We start from the raw sequence: 18,444 nt of genomic DNA, 5'->3' as shown, positions 1-18,444 counted from the left end.
ATCAACCGCGCCGGTTCGCGCGCCCCCGCGGGCCAGCCGACCCCCGTGGCGGCTTTGGGGCGGCTCCGGGGCGGCTCCGGGGCTGAAGGCGGCAAAGGGGACCGCGCGGCGGCAGGCTTGCCGTCTGCAATGGGGCGACAGGCTCGGCAATTCCCTGCGAGGCCGTTCACCAATGCTTCCGATTCGTGCGTATTCCGGTTAGGATCGGAAACAATCATAACGAGCACACAGGCCAGTCATCTCATGCGGACAGTCCTCGCCGTGACATGCGTGTCACTCGTCGCCCTTTCCTCCGGTCCGGCCCGCACCGCAGAGCCCGTTCCGACATCGCTGCGCCCCGTGTCCCGCCCCGCCCCGGCGGCGCCGGCGCCGGCGCCGAGCGAGGCCCGCGTGATCGCCGCGCTCGCCGTCAAGGCGTTGGCGCCGCAGCCCGCCACCGCGCCGATGCGCACCCTGCGGCCCAGGATCCGGCCCGCCGTCCTCGTCACCGCCGCCCCCGACAGCGCCGAGACCATCCAGGAGGCGAACCCCGCCGGCTTCACCGCCTGGATCGGGGCGTTCCGCTCCCGCGCGCTGGCGCAGGGAATCGACGCAGCCACCTTCGATCGCACCTTCGCGCGGGTGCGCTACCTCCCCGACGTGATCAGGCTCGACCGCAAGCAATCGGAATTCACCAAGACCACCGGCGAATACCTGGCCAGCGCCGTCTCGGACACGCGTGTCGAGACCGGGCGCGAGAAGGCGCAGGCGCAAGGCGCCACGCTGAGGGCGATCGAGGCGCGGTACGGCGTCGACCGGAACGTGGTCGCGGCGGTCTGGGGGATGGAGACGAACTATGGCGGCTATCGCGGCCGGACGCATATCCCTTCGGCTCTGGCGACGCTGGCCTATGACGGGCGGCGCGGCGCCTTCTTCGAGAAACAGCTGATCGCGGCGCTGAGGATCCTGCAGAACGGCGACACCACGCCCGAGAACATGGTCGGCAGCTGGGCCGGTGCCATGGGCCACACCCAGTTCATGCCGACCTCCTATGCCGCCTATGCGGTGGATTTCACCGGGGACGGGCGGCGCGACATCTGGGCCGGGGATCCGACGGATGCGCTGGCCTCGACCGCCGCCTACCTGTCCCGGATGGGCTGGCAGCGCGGCATGCCCTGGGGGGCCGAGGTGACGCTGCCGGCGGGCTTCGACTTCACCCATGCCTCGGGTCCGAAGAAACTGCCCTCGGACTGGGCCCGGCTCGGTGTGCGCCCGGCGGCGGGCGGTACGCTGGCGGATCACGGCCCCGCCCGCCTCCTGCTGCCAGCGGGCGCCAGGGGGGTGGCCTTCCTGGTCTTCAAGAACTTCGACGTGATCAAGCGGTACAACAATTCCGACGCCTATGCGCTCGGCGTCGGGCATCTCGGCGACCGCATCGGGGGCGCGGGCCCGCTGCGCGGCGGCTGGCCGGACGGAGAGCGGGCCCTGAAACGCGCGGAACGGCAGGAGTTGCAGAGCCTTCTGACCCGCGCCGGCTATTCCACCGGCGGGATCGACGGCAAGATCGGGCCGAACACCGTCAGGGCGATCCGCGGCTATCAGCAGCGGGTCGGCATGGCCCCGGACGGCCACCCATCGGTCGCCCTGCTGACGCGCCTGCGGCGGTAGCGGGGCCGGCACGGGCTGACGAGGTCATCCGATCTGGCCCGTCATCCTCGGACCCGGCCCAGGGTGTCCGGCCACAAGGCGCGCGGGCAGTCGGGAGATCCCCGTATGGGTCCGGGGATGACGGGGTCGCAGGATGACGGGAGCTCCTCGGATCGAACTCGCGGATTGACGGTGGCGCGGCGGTGACGGGAGCCCCCCGGATCAAGCCCGAGGATGACGATTGCGCGGCGGTAACGGGAGTTCGCCGGGTCGGGTCCGGGGATGACGGTGGCGCGGCGGTGACGGTGTCGCAGGATGACGGTGTCGCAGGATGACGGGGCGCGGGCGTCGGGCGTCAGGTCCCCTGCCCCGCGCCGGCCTCCGGCGCGTCTTGCCAGGCGGAATAGCCCGGCGTCAGAACCTCGCGCAGGAAGGCCACGGGGTGCGCCTTGAGCGAGAGGCGCATGGCGACGAAATCCTCGACCACCGCCTCGCCGGGGGTCATCTCGGGCAGGAGGGCGGCGGGTTCCGTGATGCCCTCTCCGTCCATGTCGCCCTCGAACAGCGGCAGGGGCTTGCCCGGACGCAGCGCCTTGGCCTCCCAGATCGCCTCGCGCCGGTCGAGACCGAGCGAGGCGAAGGCATCCGCCTCGGCCAGCCGCTCGATCAGGGCGGGGGCGACCCCGGCGCGGCGCCACACGTCGCCGACCGAGTGATAGCCGTTGCCGCGCGCGGCGCTGATCCAGTCGGCCTCCTCCTGCCCCACCCCCTTGATCTGGCGGAACCCGAGGCGGAGGATCAGCCGCGCGCCCTCGCGCTCCATGATGTTGTCCCAGTGCGAGGCGTTGATGTCCACGGGCCGGACCTCGACCCCGTGGTCGCGGGCGTCGCGGACGATCTGGGCGGGCGCATAGAACCCCATGGGCTGGGAATTCAGCAACGCGCAGGCGAAGATGCCGGGGTGGTGGTGCTTGATCCAGGACGAGGCATAGACCAGCAGGGCGAAACTGGCGGCATGGCTTTCGGGGAAGCCGTAGGAGCCGAAGCCCTCGATCTGGGAAAAGCAGCGGTCGGCGAAATCCGCGTCATAGCCGTTCCGCGCCATGCCCCGCATGAACCGGCTGCGGAACTCGCTGACATTGCCGTGTTTCTTGAAGGTGGCCAGCGACCGGCGCAGGCGGTCCGCCTCTTCGGGGGTGAAGCCCGCGCCGATGATGGCGATCTGCATCGCCTGTTCCTGAAAAAGCGGCACGCCAAGCGTCTTGCCCAGCACCTGCCCCAGTTCGTCCGAGGGGAATTCCACCGTCTCCTCGCCGTTCCGGCGGCGGATATAGGGGTGGACCATGTCGCCCTGGATGGGACCGGGGCGGATGATGGCCACCTCGATCACGAGGTCGTAGAAGCAACGCGGCCGCATCCGGGGAAGGAAGTTCATCTGCGCCCGTGACTCGACCTGGAAGACGCCGATCGTGTCGGCCTTGCAGAGCATGTCGTAGACCTCCGGGTCCTCGGGGGGGATGGTGGCGAGGTCGAGTTCGGTGTTCTCGTGCCGCACCAGCAGGTCGAACGCCTTGCGGATGCAGGTCAGCATGCCGAGCGCCAGCACGTCGACCTTGAGGATGCCGAGCGTGTCGATATCGTCCTTGTCCCAGCAGATGACCGTGCGGTCCTCCATCGTGGCGTTCTCGATCGGGACCAGTTCGTCCAGCCTGCCTTCCGTCATGATGAAGCCGCCGACATGCTGGCTGAGGTGGCGCGGCATCCCCTCGATCTCGTGGATCAGGGCCATGGTCTGCCGCAGGCGCGGGTCGGTCGGGTCGAGCCCGATCTCGCGCATCCGCTGGTCCTCCATCCCCGCGGCGGCGAAGAAACCCCAGAGCTGAGACGACAGCGCGCCGATGGTGTCCTGCGTCAGGCCCATGGCCGCGCCGACCTCGCGGATGGCGCGTTTCCCGCGGTAGTGGATGACCGTGGCGCAGAGGCCCGCGCGGTGGCGGCCATAGCGTTCGTAGATGTGCTGGATCACCTCCTCGCGCCGCTCGTGTTCGAAATCGACGTCGATGTCGGGGGGCTCGTCCCGGGCCTCGCTGACGAAGCGTTCGAAGACCATGGTGCCGATCTCGGGCGAGACCGAGGTGACGCCGAGGCAGTAGCAGACCACCGAATTCGCCGCCGATCCCCGTCCCTGGCAGAGGATGTCGCGCGACCGGGCAAAGGCCACCACGTCGTGGACGGTCAGGAAGTAGGGTTCGTATTTCAGCTTGGCGATCAGGGCCAGTTCGTGCTCCAGCATCGCCTTGACCCGGTCCGGCGCGCCGAAGGGATAGCGCCAGGCCAGCCCCTTGCGGGCGAGGCGGGCAAGCCGGGTCGAAGGGGTCTCTCCCCCGGAGACCTCGGAAGGGTATTCATAGCGCAACTCGTCCAGCGAGAAGGTCAGCGACCGGGCCAGCCGGATCGTCCGGTCGACCGCCCCGGCATGGGGGCCGAGCATCCGCCGCAGCTCGGTCCCGGTCCGCAGGCGCCGTTCGCCATTGGCCAGCGCGTCGCGGCCGAGCGCATCGACCGTGCGGGAGGTGCGGATGGCGGTCATCACGTCGGCCAGCCGGCGGCGGCGGGCGTGGTGCATCATCGGCCGGGCAGAGGTGACGGTCTCGATGCCGAGATCGGCGGCCATGGCGGCATGGGTGTCGAAGCGCGCCTTGTCCTGCCCGTCATAGGCCGGGGTCAGGGCAAGACTCATCTGCCCGCCAAAGCGGCGCGTCAGCCGGCGCGCCCGTTTCGGCCAGTCGCCCGCGCCGCGCGGATCCGTGATCGCCCGTGACGGGTGGAGCACCAGCCGCAGCGCCTCCATGCCGTTGTCGAGAAGGTCCTCGATGTGCAGCAGGCAGTCCCCCTTGGGCGCACGCAGGCGCCCCCGGGAGATCAGGCGGCAGAGCCGGGCCCAGCCGATGCGGGTTTCCGGAAGAGCGGTGATCTCCATCCCGTCGGAGAGCACCAGCCGGGCGGCGGGGATCAGTCTCGGCGCCTTCGGGCGGGGCGGGACGTGGCCGGGTTTCAGCGGACCCATGGGGCCGTGCGTGGCCTCCCACGCCTCGCGATCGCGGATGGCGCGGGCGATCTCGCGCGCCTTCTGGTGGGCGCGGACGATCCCGGCGACCGAGTTCTCGTCGGCGATGGCCACCGCCTCAAGCCCCAGCTGTTCGGCGCGGGCCATGTATTCCTCGGGGTGGGAGGCCCCGGTGAGGAAGGTGAAGTTCGAGGTGGCGGAGATCTCGGAGAACATGGGCAATCGGGCAGCGGTGCGAGTCGCCAGTATATTCACGTTTTGTTCCGGTTTGAAGATGGGGCGATGGATCTGCGGGCAAATCCCGGGAGCGGCACGCCGGCCGGGCCAGCGATGCGGAGAGGGCACCGCCGGACAGCAAGGCCGCGCGAAGGCGCCGTCACCGGGGGCGCGGGCTGCCAGGCCTTCCCGCCGGGCGGCACATGCACTCACTGCGTCGAGAACCGGGCAGGACGAACTGCGGACGAACTGCGGACGACCGGCCCTTCAGGCCGCGCTTCGCGCCGGCATCAGCCGGCCCAGGGCGAAGGCCACCACCGCGACCGCCACGATCGACGGCCCGGCGGGGGTGTCGAACTCGTAGGACAGGCCCAGCCCGCACAGCGCCGAGACCGCGCCGATCCCCATGCCCGCCACCAGCATGACCTCGGGCGAGCGCGACAGGGGCCGCGCCGCGGCGGCGGGAATGATCAGCAGCGCCGTGATCAGCAGCGCGCCGACCACCTTGATCGCCAGGGCGACCAGAAGCGCCAGGGCAAGGGTCAGGATGCGCCGGTCGTGGTCCGGGTTCATGCCCGAGGACCACGCCAGGTCGGGGTTCACCGTCGAGGTCAGCAGGGCCCGCCACCGCCAGGCGATCACGCCCACGATCGCGGCGGCCCCGCCCCAGATCACCGCGACATCGCCCCAGCTGACGGCAAGGATATCCCCGAAGAGATAGGCTTCGAGGTTCAGCCGCGCGCCGGGCAGGAAGCTCACCGCGATCAGGCCGAAGGCCAGCGCCCCGTGCGACAGGACGCCGAGCAGCGAATCCGCGCCGATTCCGCCCCGCGGCGTCTCCATCGCCGCGATGGCCAGCGCGACGATCACCGCCACGCCCATCACGCCCAGGACCACCGGCAACTCGAGCATCAGCGACAGGGCCACGCCCAGCACGGCCGCATGGGCCACGGCGTCGCCGAAATAGGCCATCCGGCGCCAGACCACGAAGACCCCCAGCCAGGGCGCGGCAAGCGCGACGCCCAGACCGGCCAGCGCCGCCCGGATCATGAATTCGGAAAACAGGCCGCTCACGTGCCGGTCCCCCTCTCGTCGTGCTGCTGATGATGGTGGTGGTGGTGTTCGTGCGAATGGTCGTGTTCGTGCCGGTAGAGGGCCAGCGCCCCGTGCGTGCCGGTGCCGAAGAGCGCCCGGTACTCGGGGGCCGAGCGCACGATCTCGGGCGTGCCTTCGCAGCAGACATGACCGTTGAGACAGACGACACGGTCGCTCGCGCTCATGACGACATGCAGTTCGTGGCTGACCATCAGCACCGCCGCCCCCGTCTCGGCCCTGAGCGCCTCGATCAGGGCGTAGAACTCGGCCGAGCCGCGCTGGTCCATGCCCTGCGTCGCCTCGTCGAGGATCAGCAGATTGGGGCGAGTCAGCAGCGCCCGCGCCAGAAGCGCCCGCTGATACTGGCCGCCCGAGAGGCCGGTCAGGGGGTGCGCGGCCAGCGGACGGATACCGACGCGGTCCATCAGCGCCAGCTTTTCCGCACGGTCGGCGGGGCGCGGCAGGTCGAGAAAACGCGAGACGGTCAGGGGCAGCGTCGGGTCGATCGACAGCCTCTGCGGCACGTAGCCGACCCGCAGGTCGGGGCGGCGGGTGATGCGGCCGCCGCGCGGCGGGATGGCCCCGACCAGCAGCCGCAGCAGCGTCGACTTGCCCGATCCGTTGGGGCCGACCACGGTCACGATCTCGCCCGGGTCTATATGGAAATCCACGTCCCGAAGAACGGTGCCGCCGGCGAATCCGGCCGACACCGCCGCGGCCTCGATCAGACTGGTCACGCGGCGGCCCCCTGACAGGAGACGCAGAGACCCTCGGCCTCGACCGTCGCCTTCTCGACGCGGAACCCCTCGGGCAGCTCCGGCAGGCCGGCCGCGATCTCGGCCACCATGCCGCAGCCGCGACAGATCAGAAAGGCGGGCGCGTGGCTCTGCCCCCGCGCCCGGGAGCAGGCGACGAAGGCGTTCAGTCGCTCGATGCGGTGCGCGAGACCGTTCTCGACGAGAAAGCCCAGGGCGCGGTAGGCGACCGGCGGCTTCGACCCATAGCCCTCTTCTCCCAGCCGCTCCAGCACGTCGTAGGCCCCCATCGGCCGGTGGCCCTCGAGCAGGATTTCCAGCGTGCGCCGCCGCACCGGGGTAAGCCGGACACCGAGTTCGGCGCAGATCCGTTCCGCGCTGGCCATCGCGTCCGAGACGCAATGCGCATGGTCATGCGGTTCGAATTCGCGCGGCGTGCCGGAGGGATCGGGGATGGACATGTTGCAGCGCTAGCACGAATCGGCTACGCGGTGCAATGTTATCTTATAACAGGAATTTGCCCATGCGCCCGATCCTCTCTCTCGCCGCCCTCGCGCTTGCCGCCACCGCTGTCCGGGCCGACCCGCCCCGGGTCGTCACCGACATCCCGCCGGTGCATTCCCTCGTGGCCACGGTCATGGGGGAACTCGGCACGCCCGAGCTTCTGCTGCCGCCCGGCGGGTCCACGCATGGCCACCAGATGCGCCCGTCCGAAGCGGCGGCCCTGTCCGGGGCGGAGCTCCTGTTCTGGATCGGGCCCGAGCTGTCGCCCTGGCTGGAGGAGGCCGCCGACAGTCTGGCGCGAGGGGTCACCTCGGTGCCGCTGATCGCCGTCGAGGGCACGCATCTGCGGGTGATCGGAGAGACCGACGAGCATGATCACCACGACCATGATACGCACGACCATGAAGGTCATGCGGACGCGCACGAGGATGAGGGCGACCACGACCACGAAGACGGCCACGAGGAGGATCACGAACATGGGCACGGGCCCGACGACGGGCACGACCATGAAGACGGGCACGACCATGACGATGCACATGACGGGCACGGGACCGGCGGACACCACACCGGGGACGGCCACGACCACACGGGTGTCGATCCCCACGCCTGGCTCGACCCCCGGAACGCGCGGATCTGGCTGCCCGAGATCGCGCACCGCCTTGCCGAGGCCGATCCCGCGAATGCCGATGCCTACCGGGTCAATGCCGAACGCGCGATGCAGGACCTCGCCGATTTGAGCGCCGAGATCGAGGCCCGGCTGGAGCCGCTCGACGGCGGGTACATCGTCTTTCACGACGCCTATGGCTATTTCTCGGACCGGTTCGGTCTGCCCCCTGCCGGCGCCGTCTCGGACAGCGAAGCGACCGCGCCCGGTGCCCGGCGCATCGCCGACCTGCGGCGCGAGGCCGAAGAGGAGGACATCCGGTGCCTCTTCACCGAACCGCAGTTCGACGGCCGCATCGCGCAGAGGCTGGCCGAAGAGCTGGACGTGACGGTCGGGGTCCTCGACCCGGTCGGGTCCACCTTCGACCCGGGCCCGGCGCTCTATGGCGAGATGCTCCGCGCGATGGCCGGCAGCATCGCGGAGTGCCTTGCCGAGTGACCGATCCGGAGGGATGATCCGCCACGCAGGAAGGGCCGCCTCCGGCATCGAGAGCGGAGGGCCCGACCGGATCGACGCGACCCGTCCACGCGCGCCCTGATCGGCCACTCGATCGTCGCAATCGACATGGGAATAACGGCCGTCAGCGGATCAGGACGGCGCGGAAGTCGTTGACATTCGTGCCCGTGGGACCGGGCGCGAACAGGTGGCCGCAGGCGTCGAAGGCGGTCCAGGCGTCGTTCCCGGCCAGCGCATCCGCCGGGTCGCATCCGGCGGCGCGCATCGCGGCGCAGGTGCCTGCGTCGGCGAAGGCGCCGGCATTGTCCTCGCTGCCGTCGATCCCGTCGGTATCGGCGGCCAGCGCGAGGATGCCGTCGCAGCCCTCGACGGCCAGGGCGAAGGCGAGCAGGAACTCGGTGTTGCGGCCGCCCTTGCCCCGGCCGCGCAGCGTGACTGTGGTCTCGCCCCCCGACAGCAGCAGGCATGGACGGGCGAAGGGCCGGTTCCTGCGCCGGACCTCGCGGGCGATGGCGGCATGGGCGCGGGCGACGTCGCGCGCCTCGCCCTCCATGGCGTCCGACAGGATATGCGCTGCGATCCCGTATTCCCCGGCCAGGGCGGCGGCGGCTTCGAGCGACCGGCTGGCCGAGGCGATCACCCGGACCTCGTTGCGCGCGAAGGCCGGATCGTCAGGCGGCGGGGCGTCCTCGGGCCGTGTCTCGAGGAACCGCATGATCCGTTCGGGCGGGTCGATGTTCCAGGCGCGGATCGCCCTCATGGCGTCGGCCCGCCTCGCCGGGCCCGGGACCGTCGGCCCCGAGGCGACCTCGGCCGGGTCGTCGCCCGGCACGTCCGACACGATTAGCGACACGACGCGGGCCGGCGCGGCCGCCGCGGCGAGGCGCCCGCCCTTCACGCGGCTCACCTGCTTGCGGATGGCGTTCATCGCGCCGATGGGCGCGCCCGAGGACAGCAGCGCCTCGTTCAGCGCCTGTTCGTCCTGCAGAGTCAGCTCCTCGGGCGGGGCGGCCAGCAGGGCCGAGCCGCCGCCGGTGATCAGGGCCACGACGAGATCGTCCTCGGTCAGGCCCTCCAGCGCCGTCAGCACCTCGCGCGTCGCCGCCTCGCCCGCCGCATCGGGCACGGGATGCGCGGCCTCGATCACCTTCAGCTGGCGGCAGGGCACGGCATAGCCGTAGCGCGTGACGACCACGCCGGTCAGCGGCCCGTCCCAGGCCTCTTCGAAGGCCTGCGCCAGTTGCGCGGCGCCCTTCCCCGCACCGATCACCACCGTCCGACCCTTTGGCCTGGCGGGCAAGTGACCCCTCAGGGCCTCTGCCGGATCGGCCGCGGCGACGGCGGCTTGGAACAGTTGGGTCAGGAGGGTCTTGTCATCTTGTCTCATGAAGAAAGCCTATCCTCTGCGCGGGGGGCCGCAAGGCCCGTTGCGTTCGGTCGGGCCTTTGCCCGGCAAGACGCAAGGTTTCGGCAAGAATGATGAACAAATCCCTGCCGGGCCGTCCGTTGCGCCGGACCCCCGCTGATGATTGCCAAGCCCCCGGCGCGGGCGTAGGCTTCCGCTCGACCCGGCACAGGAGGCTCCCATGGACGGCGAATTCCGCGACAACGACATTTCCAAGATCGTCGAGGCCGACAAGGCGCATGTCTGGCATCACCTGATCCAGCACAAACCCTTCGAGACCGGCGAGCCGCGCATCATCACCGAAGGCAAGGGCATCCATGTCTGGGACCAGCGCGGGGTGAAACACCTCGACGCCGTGTCGGGCGGGGTCTGGACGGTAAACGTGGGCTACGGCCGCGAGAGCATCGCCAATGCGGTGCGCGACCAGCTGATCAAGCTGAACTATTTCGCGGGGGCGGCGGGGACGATCCCCGGCGCGATCTTTGCCGAGCGGCTGATCGAGAAGATGCCGGGGCTGACCCGCGTCTATTATTGCAACTCGGGGTCGGAGGCGAACGAGAAGGCCTTCAAGATGGTCCGCCAGATCGCGCACAAGCGGTATGGCGGGCGGAAGACCAAAATCCTCTACCGCGACCGCGACTATCACGGCACCACCATCGGCACGCTGTCGGCGGGCGGACAGGACCAGCGCAACGCGCAATACGGCCCCTTCGCGCCCGATTTCGTGCGGGTGCCGCATTGCCTGGAATACCGCGCGGGCGATCAGGGCGCGCCGGTCGAGAATTACGGCGAATGGGCCGCCGACCAGATCGAAGAGGTTATCCTGGCCGAGGGGCCCGAGACGGTCGGCGCGCTCTGCCTCGAACCGATCACGGCGGGCGGTGGCGTGATCGTGCCCCCCGAGGGCTACTGGCCCCGCGTGCAGGAGATCTGCCGCAAGTACGACATCCTGCTGCATATCGACGAGGTCGTCTGCGGCGTGGGCCGGACCGGCACCTGGTTCGGCTACCAGCATTACGGGATCGAGCCCGATTTCGTGACCATGGCCAAGGGCGTGGCCTCGGGCTATGCCGCCATCGCCTGCTGCGTCACCTCGGAACGGGTGTTCGAGATGTTCAAGGACGATGCAGAGGATCCGCTGAACTATTTCCGCGACATCTCGACCTTCGGCGGCTGCACCGCCGGACCGGCGGCGGCGATCGAGAACATGCGCATCATCGAGGACGAGAACCTGCTGGAGAACACGGTCGCCATGGGCGAGCGGCTGACGGCGAACTTCGAGGCGCTGTCGGAGAAGCACAAGGTGGTGGGACAGGTCCGCGGCAAGGGGCTCTTCGCCGGGATCGAACTGGTCGCCGACCGCGACACCCGCGAACCGGCGGCCGAAAAGCTCTGTGCGCAGGTCGTTGCCGAATGCGCGAAACGGCAGGTGATCATCGGCGTCACCAACCGCTCGGTCCCCGGCTACAACAACACGCTGACCTTCAGCCCCGCGCTGATCGCGACGCCCGAGCAGATCGACGAGATCTCGAACGCGGTGGACGAAAGCCTGACGGCGGTCTTCGGATGAGCGTTACAGGACGATGCTATTGCGGCGAATGCGCCTACGAGGTGACCGGCAAGACCTTCTACAACGCCCAGTGCCATTGCCGCGAGTGCCAGTACATCTCGGGCGGCGGTCCGAACTTCTTCATGATGTGCAAGGCAGAGGACTATCGGATCACGCGCGGCGCGCCCCGGGCCTTCACCCGACCGGATCTCGACCGGGCGGTGACCCGTCATTTCTGCCCGACCTGCGGCACGCACCTGAACACCAAGCCCCGCCCCGGCCTCATGGTGATCAAGGTCGGCACGCTGGACGACATGTCCAACTACCCCGGCCCCGAGACCGCGATCTACATGTGCGACACCCAGCCCTTCCACGTGCTGGCAGAGGGCGTGACGCAACACGACAGGCTGGCGCCGAAGGCCTGAGGGGAATATCTCCCGGCCAGCGGTGCGTGTGGACCCGCACCCTACGGGCGTTGCGGGGCGGGCACTCGACGCTGCGTGCGAGCACGCCCCCTCCGGCGATCCGCGGCGGCGCGGCGGCGCGCCCGCCCGCACCGCCCGCGGCACCGGTCACTCCTCCGACTGCAGCATCCGGCCCAGGCGGCGGCCACCCAGAACATGCAGGTGGAAATGCGGCACTTCCTGCACGCCGTAGTCGCCGGCGTTCGAGATGAACCGGCACCCCGGACCGCCGTCCGCCGTCACCTCCATCTCGCGGCAGACCTGCGCGACGACGCGATGGAAATCGACGATCTCCGCCTCCGAGGCCTCTCCGGCAAAGTGGTCGTAGGTGACATAGGGCCCCTTGGGTATCACCAGCACATGGACGGGCGCCTGCGGGCGGATGTCCTCGAAGGCCAGGGTGTGGTCGGTCTCGGCCACCGTCTTGTTGGGGATCTCCCCGCGCAGGATCTTGGCAAAGATGTTCTGGTCGTCATAGGCGTAGGCCATCGGAATCCTCAGTCGTCGAAAAGGTTCGGTGTCTCGGCCAAGTCTTGCGCCACATCGGGAGAAACCGCAAGAAACCGCGAGAGTTCGCCTGCGTTCCGCGCGGCCGTGGCGGACTGCCGGATGCGGTGATGATTGGCAAAGCCCGCGTCGCGGATCCGGTCCGCCTCCATCGCGATGGCGTTGCGGACCGTCGGAAAGAGCCGCTCCAGCGCCTCGGGCGGCGTCCGGTCCGAGGCCAGCCCCGTCCGCCGCGCATGACCGGCGAGATAGGCGTCGTCATAATCGCAGTCGACCTCGAGAAGCGTGGTCACGGCGCGGTCGGAACAGAAATCCTGCAGCAGGTCCAGACTGGCCGGATCGAGGCAGATCACCATGCGGCTGGTGCGGAAATACTCGAACAGCATCCGCAAGAGGGACCGCCGGTGCCGCGTCCTCTTGGACAGCGAGGACTGGATCCCCCCGAGGTCGGGCAGCGCCGTGCGCTCTTCGTGGAAAAGGTAGTCCACCGCCGGTATCCCGGTCAGGTCGCGGATGCGCGCGACCAGCCGCTTGCCCACGTGCCATTTCTTGCAGATCACGATCAGCAGCTCGCGGTCGCGGCCCAGGCTTGCCTCGTTCTCCCAGAAGCGCGGCGCGAAACGGTGCCCGATCCGTCCGCGCCCCGTCAGGAACTCGAAGAGCGACCGCCCCTCGTTCGAGATCGCGAAATCCACGCCCGTAGCACTGTAGAGCCGGCCCAGCCGGGCCTTGAGCTCCTGCGCCTCGGGGCTGACCTTGCGCGCGAAGAGGAAATCCTGGCCGAGCAGCAGGTCGTAGTGATCGTTGTGGAAGGTCACCGGCATCCCGTAGTCGGTGAACATCAGGAAGGTCAGCGTGCGCGACCGGATCTCGGTCCCCGGCACGAGGTGGCGCACCAGGGTCTGGAAAAACGTCTCGTCGGGGATCCAGGTGGTCGAGAAGAACCGCACCACGTCGCGCCGCCGCCGCGCGAAGGCCATCACCGCCTCGATCGTCCGGCGCCGCAGACACCACCACTGGCTGCCGATCTGCACCTGCAGGTCCGCCGGAATGCGCCGCCGCAGCCCGAGGCGCCGCTGCATCGCGATGCTCTGGTAGAACAGCCAGTGATGCTGCCTCTCGTTCAGGTAATGCCGGTAGATCAGCCGCTCTTCCTTGATGCCGGTCCGGATCCAGTCGCTGCGGAAGAAATCGAAGCTCTCGATATAGTCCGCCTCGTTCCGGTCGAGGAACTCGTGCGCGAATTCGGCGGTCTTGATCGGCACGCAGTCGCCCGAGAGCATGTAGAAATGCGTGGCGCGGGGGAAATCCTCCAGCGCGGCCTCGACCGCCTGCATCGTCGCGGCGACCAGCGACCATTCCCCCCAGCCGCAGCGGATGCGCCGCCGGGCAAAGGTGACCCGGTCGTTGCCGGCAAGGCTTTCGCGGATCATGCGGAAATCGCCGGCACCGGCCCGGGCGTCGAAATGGATGGAAACGCAATCCCCCGCGGCGGTCAGCCGCTCGGCCTGCGCGACGATCGCCTCCGGATCCCTGTGGCACAGAAGTATATATGCGATCGTCGCCATTTCCGAAACAATAACCAGACCTTAGTGCCTTCTGTCGACACCGTTAGACAGGAAGACCGATTGATAAACCAGAAAATGTTTGCTTACTTGCGCCGCAACGAGACCGCGCCGGGCCCCGACGGCCCCGCAATCGGAGGCGGAGCAGATGGGATTCCCCGGCGTCTGGATGACGGAAAGCGAAAGCGTGGTCTATCGCGTGGTGCCGAAATGCGCCTGCTCGACCATCGGGCAGATCATGTACTATTCGGATCACGGCCGGTTCTTCGAGGGCGACATCCACGACGCAGACCAGGGCCTGCACAAATGGGCCCAGGACCACAGCCAGGGCCCGATCGAGGCGAATGTCCGGGCGCACGAAAGCTTCGCCTTCACCTGCGTGCGCAATCCCTACGCCCGGATCCTCAGTTCCTTCTTCGACAAGATCTGCGGCATCCAGCGCAACGGCAACCGGTATCGCGGCAATCTCGTTCCCCTGCTGGTGCAGAAGTACGGGATCGAGGTCGGCGGCGACGACGGCACGGAAGAGTTCGACCAGATCCGCAGCTTCCGCCGCTTCCTGCTCTTCGCCCGCGACACGATCCGCTGGCGCCGCCCGATGGAGCCCGACATCCACTGGTCGGCCATGTCGGGGCACATCTCGACCTTCATCGTCAACGGCGGGCGCTACGACCGGATCTTCTGGACCGAGCGCTTCGACGAGGGGATGCAGGATGTGCTCGACCATATCGAGACGCCGCACCCGGTCGACCTGGCCTCGATCCCGCGCTTCAACGAAAGCGAGGGGCACGGCCCGAAGCGCGCCCACCCGGTCGAGGCCTATTTCGACGACCTGTCGATGCATCTCGTCTATGAGATCTACAAGCGCGACTTCGAGCTCTTCAGATACGATGTGGCGGATCCGTCGAACAAGATGCCCCTGGCCGAGATCGACCTCGACGAGGTCCATGCCAAGCTGGGCGACTGATCCGCCGGCAGCGCCACCCCCCGTCTTCTTCTTGGCAGAAATATCCCCGCCGGAGGCAACCCGAGGGCCCGGCCCCGCGCCCCGCGGGGACGGGGACCGAGTAGATCGCGTGCGGCCGGCAGGCCGCGCAACCGGATCAGGACTCGCCGCGCGTCCCCAGTTTCGGGCTGGCGCGCTCCAGTTTCAGCTCGGCCTCCGAGAAACGGAAGGGGCCGCGCACGCCCGGCACGCCCTCGGGATCGATCCGCATGCCGCGCGCGATCACCTGCGGATCCTCGAAGACCTCGGCCATGTCGTTGATCGGCCCGGCGGGGATCCCCTTGGCCTCGCATTGCGCCAGAAGCTCGGCCTTGGTGAAGCGCAGGCAGGCCTCCTGCAGGCGGCGGATCATCCGGGGGCGGTTGGCCACCCGCTGCGGGTTGTGGAGGTAATCCGGGTCGTCCTTCATCCCGGGCAGGCCCAGCACGTCGCACAACCGTCCGTACTGGGCATCGTTGCCCGTGGCGATGATGATGAACCCGTCCGAGACCTCGAAGACCTGGTAGGGGGTGAGGTTGGGATGATAATTCCCCGTCCGCGCCGGCGGCGTTCCGGTCGAAAGATAGTTCATCGCCTGGTTCGCCGTGACCGAGACGGCGCAATCCAGCAGGGACATGTCGATGTGCTGGCCGCGCCCGGTCGCGGCGCGCTGGTGCAGGGCCGCCAGGATCGCGGTCGCGGAATAGACCCCGGTGAAGAGGTCGGTCACCGCCACCCCGGCCCGCAGCGGCTGGCCGTCGGGCTCTCCGGTCAGCGACATCAGCCCCGACATGCCCTGGATGATATAGTCGTATCCCGCCCGGTGCGCATAGGGGCCGTCCTGCCCGAAACCGGTGATCGAGCAGTAGATCAGCCGCGGGTTCAGCTCCGACAGGCTGTCATAGTCGAGCCCGTATTTCTTCAGGCCCCCGACCTTGAAGTTCTCGATCAGGATATCGGCGTCGCGGACCAGGTCGCGCACCGTCTCCTGCCCCTCCGGGGTGCGGAAATCGGCCGCCACCGAGGTCTTGCCGCGGTTGCAGGAATGGAAATAGGCGGCGGTATGGTCCTCATCGCGGTCGATGAAGGGCGGACCCCAGCGGCGCGTGTCGTCGCCCTCGGGGCTTTCGACCTTGATCACCTCGGCACCGAGGTCCGACAGGGTCTGACCGGCCCAGGGGCCGGCCAGGATCCGGGCGAGTTCGACGACCCGCAACCCGTCCAGCGGCGCCGCCATCAGCCCTCGAGCCTGGCGTCCAGGATCTCGCGGAGATCCGGATAGCTCATGTTCGAGTGTTTTTCGCCGTCGATGAGCAGGGTCGGCGTGCCGGTGATCTCGTCGGCCTCGGCATTCTGCTGGTACCAGGCGACGAGGCTGCGCGCCTTGTCCTCGTCGGCGAGGCAGGCGTCGATCGCCTCGGCCTCGAGACCCGCGACGAGACCGATCTTGCGCAGACGGTCGGCGATGCCCGCCGGGTCGCCGTTGCCGATCCAGTCCTTCTGCTGGGCATAGAGCATGTCGGCGATGCCGAAGAAGCGCGTCGGCTCGCACCGGGCGATCATCGCGGCCCAGAGCCCGAACTGGTCGAAATAGACATCGCGGTAGACGAACTTCACCTTGCCGGTGTCGATGTAGTCCCGCTTGAGGTCCTTGAAGACCGCCTGATGGAAATTCGCGCAATGCGGGCAGGTGAACGAGGCGTATTCCGTCAGTGTCACGCCGGCGTCGTCGCTGCCCAGGGTCATCTCGGTGACGCCCGAGGTGTCCACGCCCTCGGCGCTCACCGGCGTCACGGTCGAGATCGATGTCGTCCCCGGCCGCGAGGCGTACCAGAGGCCGCCCGCGGCGGCGATGGCGACGGCGGCGCCGCCCAACATGAAAGCTCTGCGGTCCATGAATGGTCCTTCCTATTTGCCGTGCTTGCTTAGAACATTCCGCGCCAGCGCCTCAAGCGCCGATCGCAGCCCGTCGTCACCCACGGCGCCGGCGACGTCGCGGGCCCGGGCGGTGACCTCCGGGCTCGGCCGGGGCGGCTCGGGCCCGGTGCCGCGCGTGGAAAAGGCGACCTGCCCCTCGGCAAAACCCGTGGCGGCGGTCTGGGTCACGCGGATGCGGCTGATGGCGTTGTAGCCGTAGACGGCGTTGACCTTCTCGCGCAGCGTTTCCTTCTGCATCTCGACCATCGGCGCCATCGGCCCCGTGGTCAGCAGCGTCAGCGTGGCGCCGAAGCCCTGCCGTCCGAACCTGACATCGACCGGCCGCGCCATGGTGGCGAGGTCGCCGGCGATCTCTTCCCAATGGGTCAGAAGACGCGTCACCGCGAAGCCGCGGCTTTCCCCGGCCCGGCGGATGCGATCCTCGAGCAGCTTCGAGGCGCGGGAAAACCCGTAGGTCGATGTGTTGCGTCGGTTCATCTTTCGCCTTTCGCGCTTGCGCCCTATCCTAGTCGGATATTCGACGGGAACCAGAGGCGGGATCTCGCCCGACATAAACAATGCGTGACGACGATGCGGCCGGGCAGGCCCGTTCAGACACCCTGCTGGAGTGGTACGACCGCCACGCGCGGGACCTGCCGTGGCGGGTGCCCCCCGGCGCCGCCCGATCCCCCGACCCCTATCGCATCTGGCTGTCCGAGGTCATGCTCCAGCAGACCACCGTCGCCGCCGTGCGCGCCTATTTCGAACGCTTCACGCAGCTCTGGCCCACGGTCGCGGACCTGGCGCAGGCCGATGACGGGCGGGTGATGGCGGAGTGGGCGGGCCTGGGCTATTACGCCCGCGCCCGCAACCTGCTGAAATGCGCGCGCGTCGTTGCCGCGGAGCACCAGGGGCGTTTCCCCGACAGGCAGGAGGACTTGCTGAAGCTGCCGGGGATCGGCCCCTACACCGCCGCCGCCATCGCCGCCATCGCCTTCGACCGTCCCGCCGTGGTCATGGACGGCAATGTCGAGCGGGTGATGGCACGGCTGCACGACATCCACACGCCCCTGCCCGCGGCCAAGCCCGAGCTGAAGGCCGAGGCGGCGGCGTTGACCCCGGCGGCGCGGCCGGGCGACTATGCCCAGGCGGTGATGGACCTCGGCGCGACGATCTGCACGCCCCGCTCGCCCGCCTGCGGGATCTGCCCCTGGCGCGCGCCCTGCCTCGCCCGCGCCCGGGGCACGGCGGCGGTCCTGCCGCGCAAGGCGCCGAAGAAGGCCAAGCCCGTCCGCCTCGGCATCGCCTACGTCGGGCGCACACCCGGGGGCGACTGGCTGCTCGAGCGGCGGCCCGACAGCGGGTTGCTGGGCGGGATGCTCGGCTGGCCCGGCTCGCCCTGGGCCGAGACGACGCCGGCGGAGACCCCGCCGGTCGCGGCCCGTTGGTGCGACGTCGGGGCCGAGGCGCGGCACACGTTCACCCATTTCCACCTGCGCCTCGCGCTGCGGGTGGCGGTGATCGACCCGGCGCAGGTCCCGGCGGACGGGCCGCTGCTGCTGGTGCCGAAACACCGCTTCCGCCCCTCGGATCTGCCGACGGTCATGCGAAAGGCGTTTGACCTCGCCCATGGCGCGATGGAAAGTCCCTGACAGATCCGGCCCGGACC

At 69.1% G+C, this 18,444-nt stretch carries 16 protein-coding genes; 6 read left to right on the top strand and 10 right to left on the bottom strand.

The features are described 5' to 3' along the window. The first annotated feature begins 243 nt into the window (after positions 1 to 243). The gene (locus OB2597_RS18335) at positions 244 to 1,647 is read left to right on the top strand and encodes a lytic murein transglycosylase (protein ID WP_009807112.1); all 1,404 of its coding nucleotides are present in this window, start codon (positions 244 to 246) and stop codon (positions 1,645 to 1,647) included. A gap of 334 nt (positions 1,648 to 1,981) precedes the next feature. Here OB2597_RS18335 and OB2597_RS18330 read toward each other — a convergent pair whose 3' ends face one another. From OB2597_RS18330 to OB2597_RS18315, 4 genes are all read right to left on the bottom strand, one after another. Continuing rightward, positions 1,982 to 4,909, bottom strand: coding sequence for an error-prone DNA polymerase (locus OB2597_RS18330; protein WP_009807111.1), 2,928 nt, complete (start codon positions 4,907 to 4,909; stop codon positions 1,982 to 1,984). A 267-nt stretch (positions 4,910 to 5,176) separates the two neighbouring features. Beyond that, positions 5,177 to 5,974: a metal ABC transporter permease gene (locus OB2597_RS18325; protein WP_086000854.1), complete on the bottom strand. Its 798-nt coding sequence runs from the start codon at positions 5,972 to 5,974 to the stop codon at positions 5,177 to 5,179. 5 nt (positions 5,975 to 5,979) lie between these two features. After that, positions 5,980 to 6,741, bottom strand: a complete 762-nt coding sequence (locus tag OB2597_RS18320; RefSeq protein ID WP_009807109.1) for an ATP-binding cassette domain-containing protein — start codon at positions 6,739 to 6,741, stop codon at positions 5,980 to 5,982. Then, positions 6,738 to 7,220 (bottom strand): Fur family transcriptional regulator, encoded by a 483-nt coding sequence (locus tag OB2597_RS18315; RefSeq protein ID WP_009807108.1) that lies wholly within the window; start codon positions 7,218 to 7,220, stop codon positions 6,738 to 6,740. The genes OB2597_RS18320 and OB2597_RS18315 overlap by 4 nt, the downstream gene beginning before the upstream one ends. Positions 7,221 to 7,282: 62 nt before the next feature. On the opposite strand from OB2597_RS18315, the gene OB2597_RS18310 reads away from it, so the two are divergent. Then, positions 7,283 to 8,365, top strand: a complete 1,083-nt coding sequence (locus tag OB2597_RS18310; RefSeq protein ID WP_009807107.1) for a zinc ABC transporter substrate-binding protein — start codon at positions 7,283 to 7,285, stop codon at positions 8,363 to 8,365. A 142-nt stretch (positions 8,366 to 8,507) separates the two neighbouring features. Here OB2597_RS18310 and OB2597_RS18305 read toward each other — a convergent pair whose 3' ends face one another. Continuing rightward, on the bottom strand, positions 8,508 to 9,770 hold the full coding sequence (locus tag OB2597_RS18305) for a glycerate kinase type-2 family protein (protein ID WP_009807106.1): 1,263 nt from the start codon (positions 9,768 to 9,770) through the stop codon (positions 8,508 to 8,510). Between the two features lie 199 nt (positions 9,771 to 9,969). On the opposite strand from OB2597_RS18305, the gene OB2597_RS18300 reads away from it, so the two are divergent. Together OB2597_RS18300 and OB2597_RS18295 are read left to right on the top strand one after the other, a co-directional pair. Then, positions 9,970 to 11,358: an aminotransferase family protein gene (locus OB2597_RS18300; protein WP_009807105.1), complete on the top strand. Its 1,389-nt coding sequence runs from the start codon at positions 9,970 to 9,972 to the stop codon at positions 11,356 to 11,358. Beyond that, positions 11,355 to 11,762 (top strand): GFA family protein, encoded by a 408-nt coding sequence (locus OB2597_RS18295; RefSeq protein WP_040609436.1) that lies wholly within the window; start codon positions 11,355 to 11,357, stop codon positions 11,760 to 11,762. Before OB2597_RS18300 ends, OB2597_RS18295 begins: the two co-directional genes overlap by 4 nt. A 147-nt stretch (positions 11,763 to 11,909) precedes the next feature. On the opposite strand, the gene OB2597_RS18290 is transcribed toward OB2597_RS18295, so the two are convergent. Together OB2597_RS18290 and OB2597_RS18285 are read right to left on the bottom strand one after the other, a co-directional pair. Further along, complete coding sequence (locus tag OB2597_RS18290; RefSeq protein ID WP_009807103.1) at positions 11,910 to 12,290, bottom strand: HIT domain-containing protein; 381 nt, start codon at positions 12,288 to 12,290, stop codon at positions 11,910 to 11,912. An 8-nt stretch (positions 12,291 to 12,298) separates the two neighbouring features. Beyond that, positions 12,299 to 13,876, bottom strand: coding sequence for a DUF5928 domain-containing protein (locus tag OB2597_RS18285; RefSeq protein ID WP_009807102.1), 1,578 nt, complete (start codon positions 13,874 to 13,876; stop codon positions 12,299 to 12,301). A gap of 145 nt (positions 13,877 to 14,021) precedes the next feature. On the opposite strand from OB2597_RS18285, the gene OB2597_RS18280 reads away from it, so the two are divergent. Next, entirely contained in the window at positions 14,022 to 14,840 is an 819-nt protein-coding gene (locus OB2597_RS18280; RefSeq protein ID WP_009807101.1) for a sulfotransferase family protein, read from the top strand. A 136-nt stretch (positions 14,841 to 14,976) separates the two neighbouring features. Here OB2597_RS18280 and OB2597_RS18275 read toward each other — a convergent pair whose 3' ends face one another. Genes OB2597_RS18275 through OB2597_RS18265 form a run of 3 tightly spaced genes read right to left on the bottom strand, consistent with a single transcriptional unit; the run spans position 14,977 to position 17,273 of the window. After that, positions 14,977 to 16,095: a CaiB/BaiF CoA transferase family protein gene (locus OB2597_RS18275; protein WP_009807100.1), complete on the bottom strand. Its 1,119-nt coding sequence runs from the start codon at positions 16,093 to 16,095 to the stop codon at positions 14,977 to 14,979. Further along, positions 16,095 to 16,754: a DsbA family protein gene (locus OB2597_RS18270; RefSeq protein ID WP_009807099.1), complete on the bottom strand. Its 660-nt coding sequence runs from the start codon at positions 16,752 to 16,754 to the stop codon at positions 16,095 to 16,097. Before OB2597_RS18270 ends, OB2597_RS18275 begins: the two co-directional genes overlap by 1 nt. Before the next feature lie 12 nt (positions 16,755 to 16,766). Then, positions 16,767 to 17,273 (bottom strand): DUF721 domain-containing protein, encoded by a 507-nt coding sequence (locus OB2597_RS18265; RefSeq protein ID WP_009807098.1) that lies wholly within the window; start codon positions 17,271 to 17,273, stop codon positions 16,767 to 16,769. An 80-nt stretch (positions 17,274 to 17,353) separates the two neighbouring features. Here OB2597_RS18265 and OB2597_RS18260 point away from each other — a divergent pair, with 80 nt between their 5' ends. Continuing rightward, positions 17,354 to 18,427, top strand: a complete 1,074-nt coding sequence (locus OB2597_RS18260) for an A/G-specific adenine glycosylase (protein ID WP_009807097.1) — start codon at positions 17,354 to 17,356, stop codon at positions 18,425 to 18,427. The last annotated feature ends 17 nt before the right edge of the window (positions 18,428 to 18,444 follow it).

Source organism: Pseudooceanicola batsensis HTCC2597 (assembly GCF_000152725.1).
Classification (GTDB): Bacteria; Pseudomonadota; Alphaproteobacteria; order Rhodobacterales; family Rhodobacteraceae; genus Pseudooceanicola; species Pseudooceanicola batsensis.
Note: the sequence above shows the minus strand (reverse complement) of the source record. Positions and strands in the feature narration are given on the sequence as shown.

Bases quoted from the DNA above. Each gene is read 5' to 3' on its own strand.
- OB2597_RS18285 (WP_009807102.1), bottom strand. From the start codon at position 13,876: ATGGCGACGATCGCATATATACTTCTGTGCCACAGGGATCCGGAGGCG.
- OB2597_RS18290 (WP_009807103.1), bottom strand. From the start codon at position 12,290: ATGGCCTACGCCTATGACGACCAGAACATCTTTGCCAAGATCCTGCGC.
- OB2597_RS18300 (WP_009807105.1), top strand. From the start codon at position 9,970: ATGGACGGCGAATTCCGCGACAACGACATTTCCAAGATCGTCGAGGCC.
- OB2597_RS18315 (WP_009807108.1), bottom strand. From the start codon at position 7,220: ATGTCCATCCCCGATCCCTCCGGCACGCCGCGCGAATTCGAACCGCAT.
- OB2597_RS18280 (WP_009807101.1), top strand. From the start codon at position 14,022: ATGGGATTCCCCGGCGTCTGGATGACGGAAAGCGAAAGCGTGGTCTAT.
- OB2597_RS18265 (WP_009807098.1), bottom strand. From the start codon at position 17,273: ATGAACCGACGCAACACATCGACCTACGGGTTTTCCCGCGCCTCGAAG.
- OB2597_RS18270 (WP_009807099.1), bottom strand. From the start codon at position 16,754: ATGGACCGCAGAGCTTTCATGTTGGGCGGCGCCGCCGTCGCCATCGCC.
- OB2597_RS18260 (WP_009807097.1), top strand. From the start codon at position 17,354: ATGCGTGACGACGATGCGGCCGGGCAGGCCCGTTCAGACACCCTGCTG.
- OB2597_RS18275 (WP_009807100.1), bottom strand. From the start codon at position 16,095: ATGGCGGCGCCGCTGGACGGGTTGCGGGTCGTCGAACTCGCCCGGATC.
- OB2597_RS18305 (WP_009807106.1), bottom strand. From the start codon at position 9,770: ATGAGACAAGATGACAAGACCCTCCTGACCCAACTGTTCCAAGCCGCC.
- OB2597_RS18330 (WP_009807111.1), bottom strand. From the start codon at position 4,909: ATGTTCTCCGAGATCTCCGCCACCTCGAACTTCACCTTCCTCACCGGG.
- OB2597_RS18335 (WP_009807112.1), top strand. From the start codon at position 244: ATGCGGACAGTCCTCGCCGTGACATGCGTGTCACTCGTCGCCCTTTCC.
- OB2597_RS18295 (WP_040609436.1), top strand. From the start codon at position 11,355: ATGAGCGTTACAGGACGATGCTATTGCGGCGAATGCGCCTACGAGGTG.
- OB2597_RS18310 (WP_009807107.1), top strand. From the start codon at position 7,283: ATGCGCCCGATCCTCTCTCTCGCCGCCCTCGCGCTTGCCGCCACCGCT.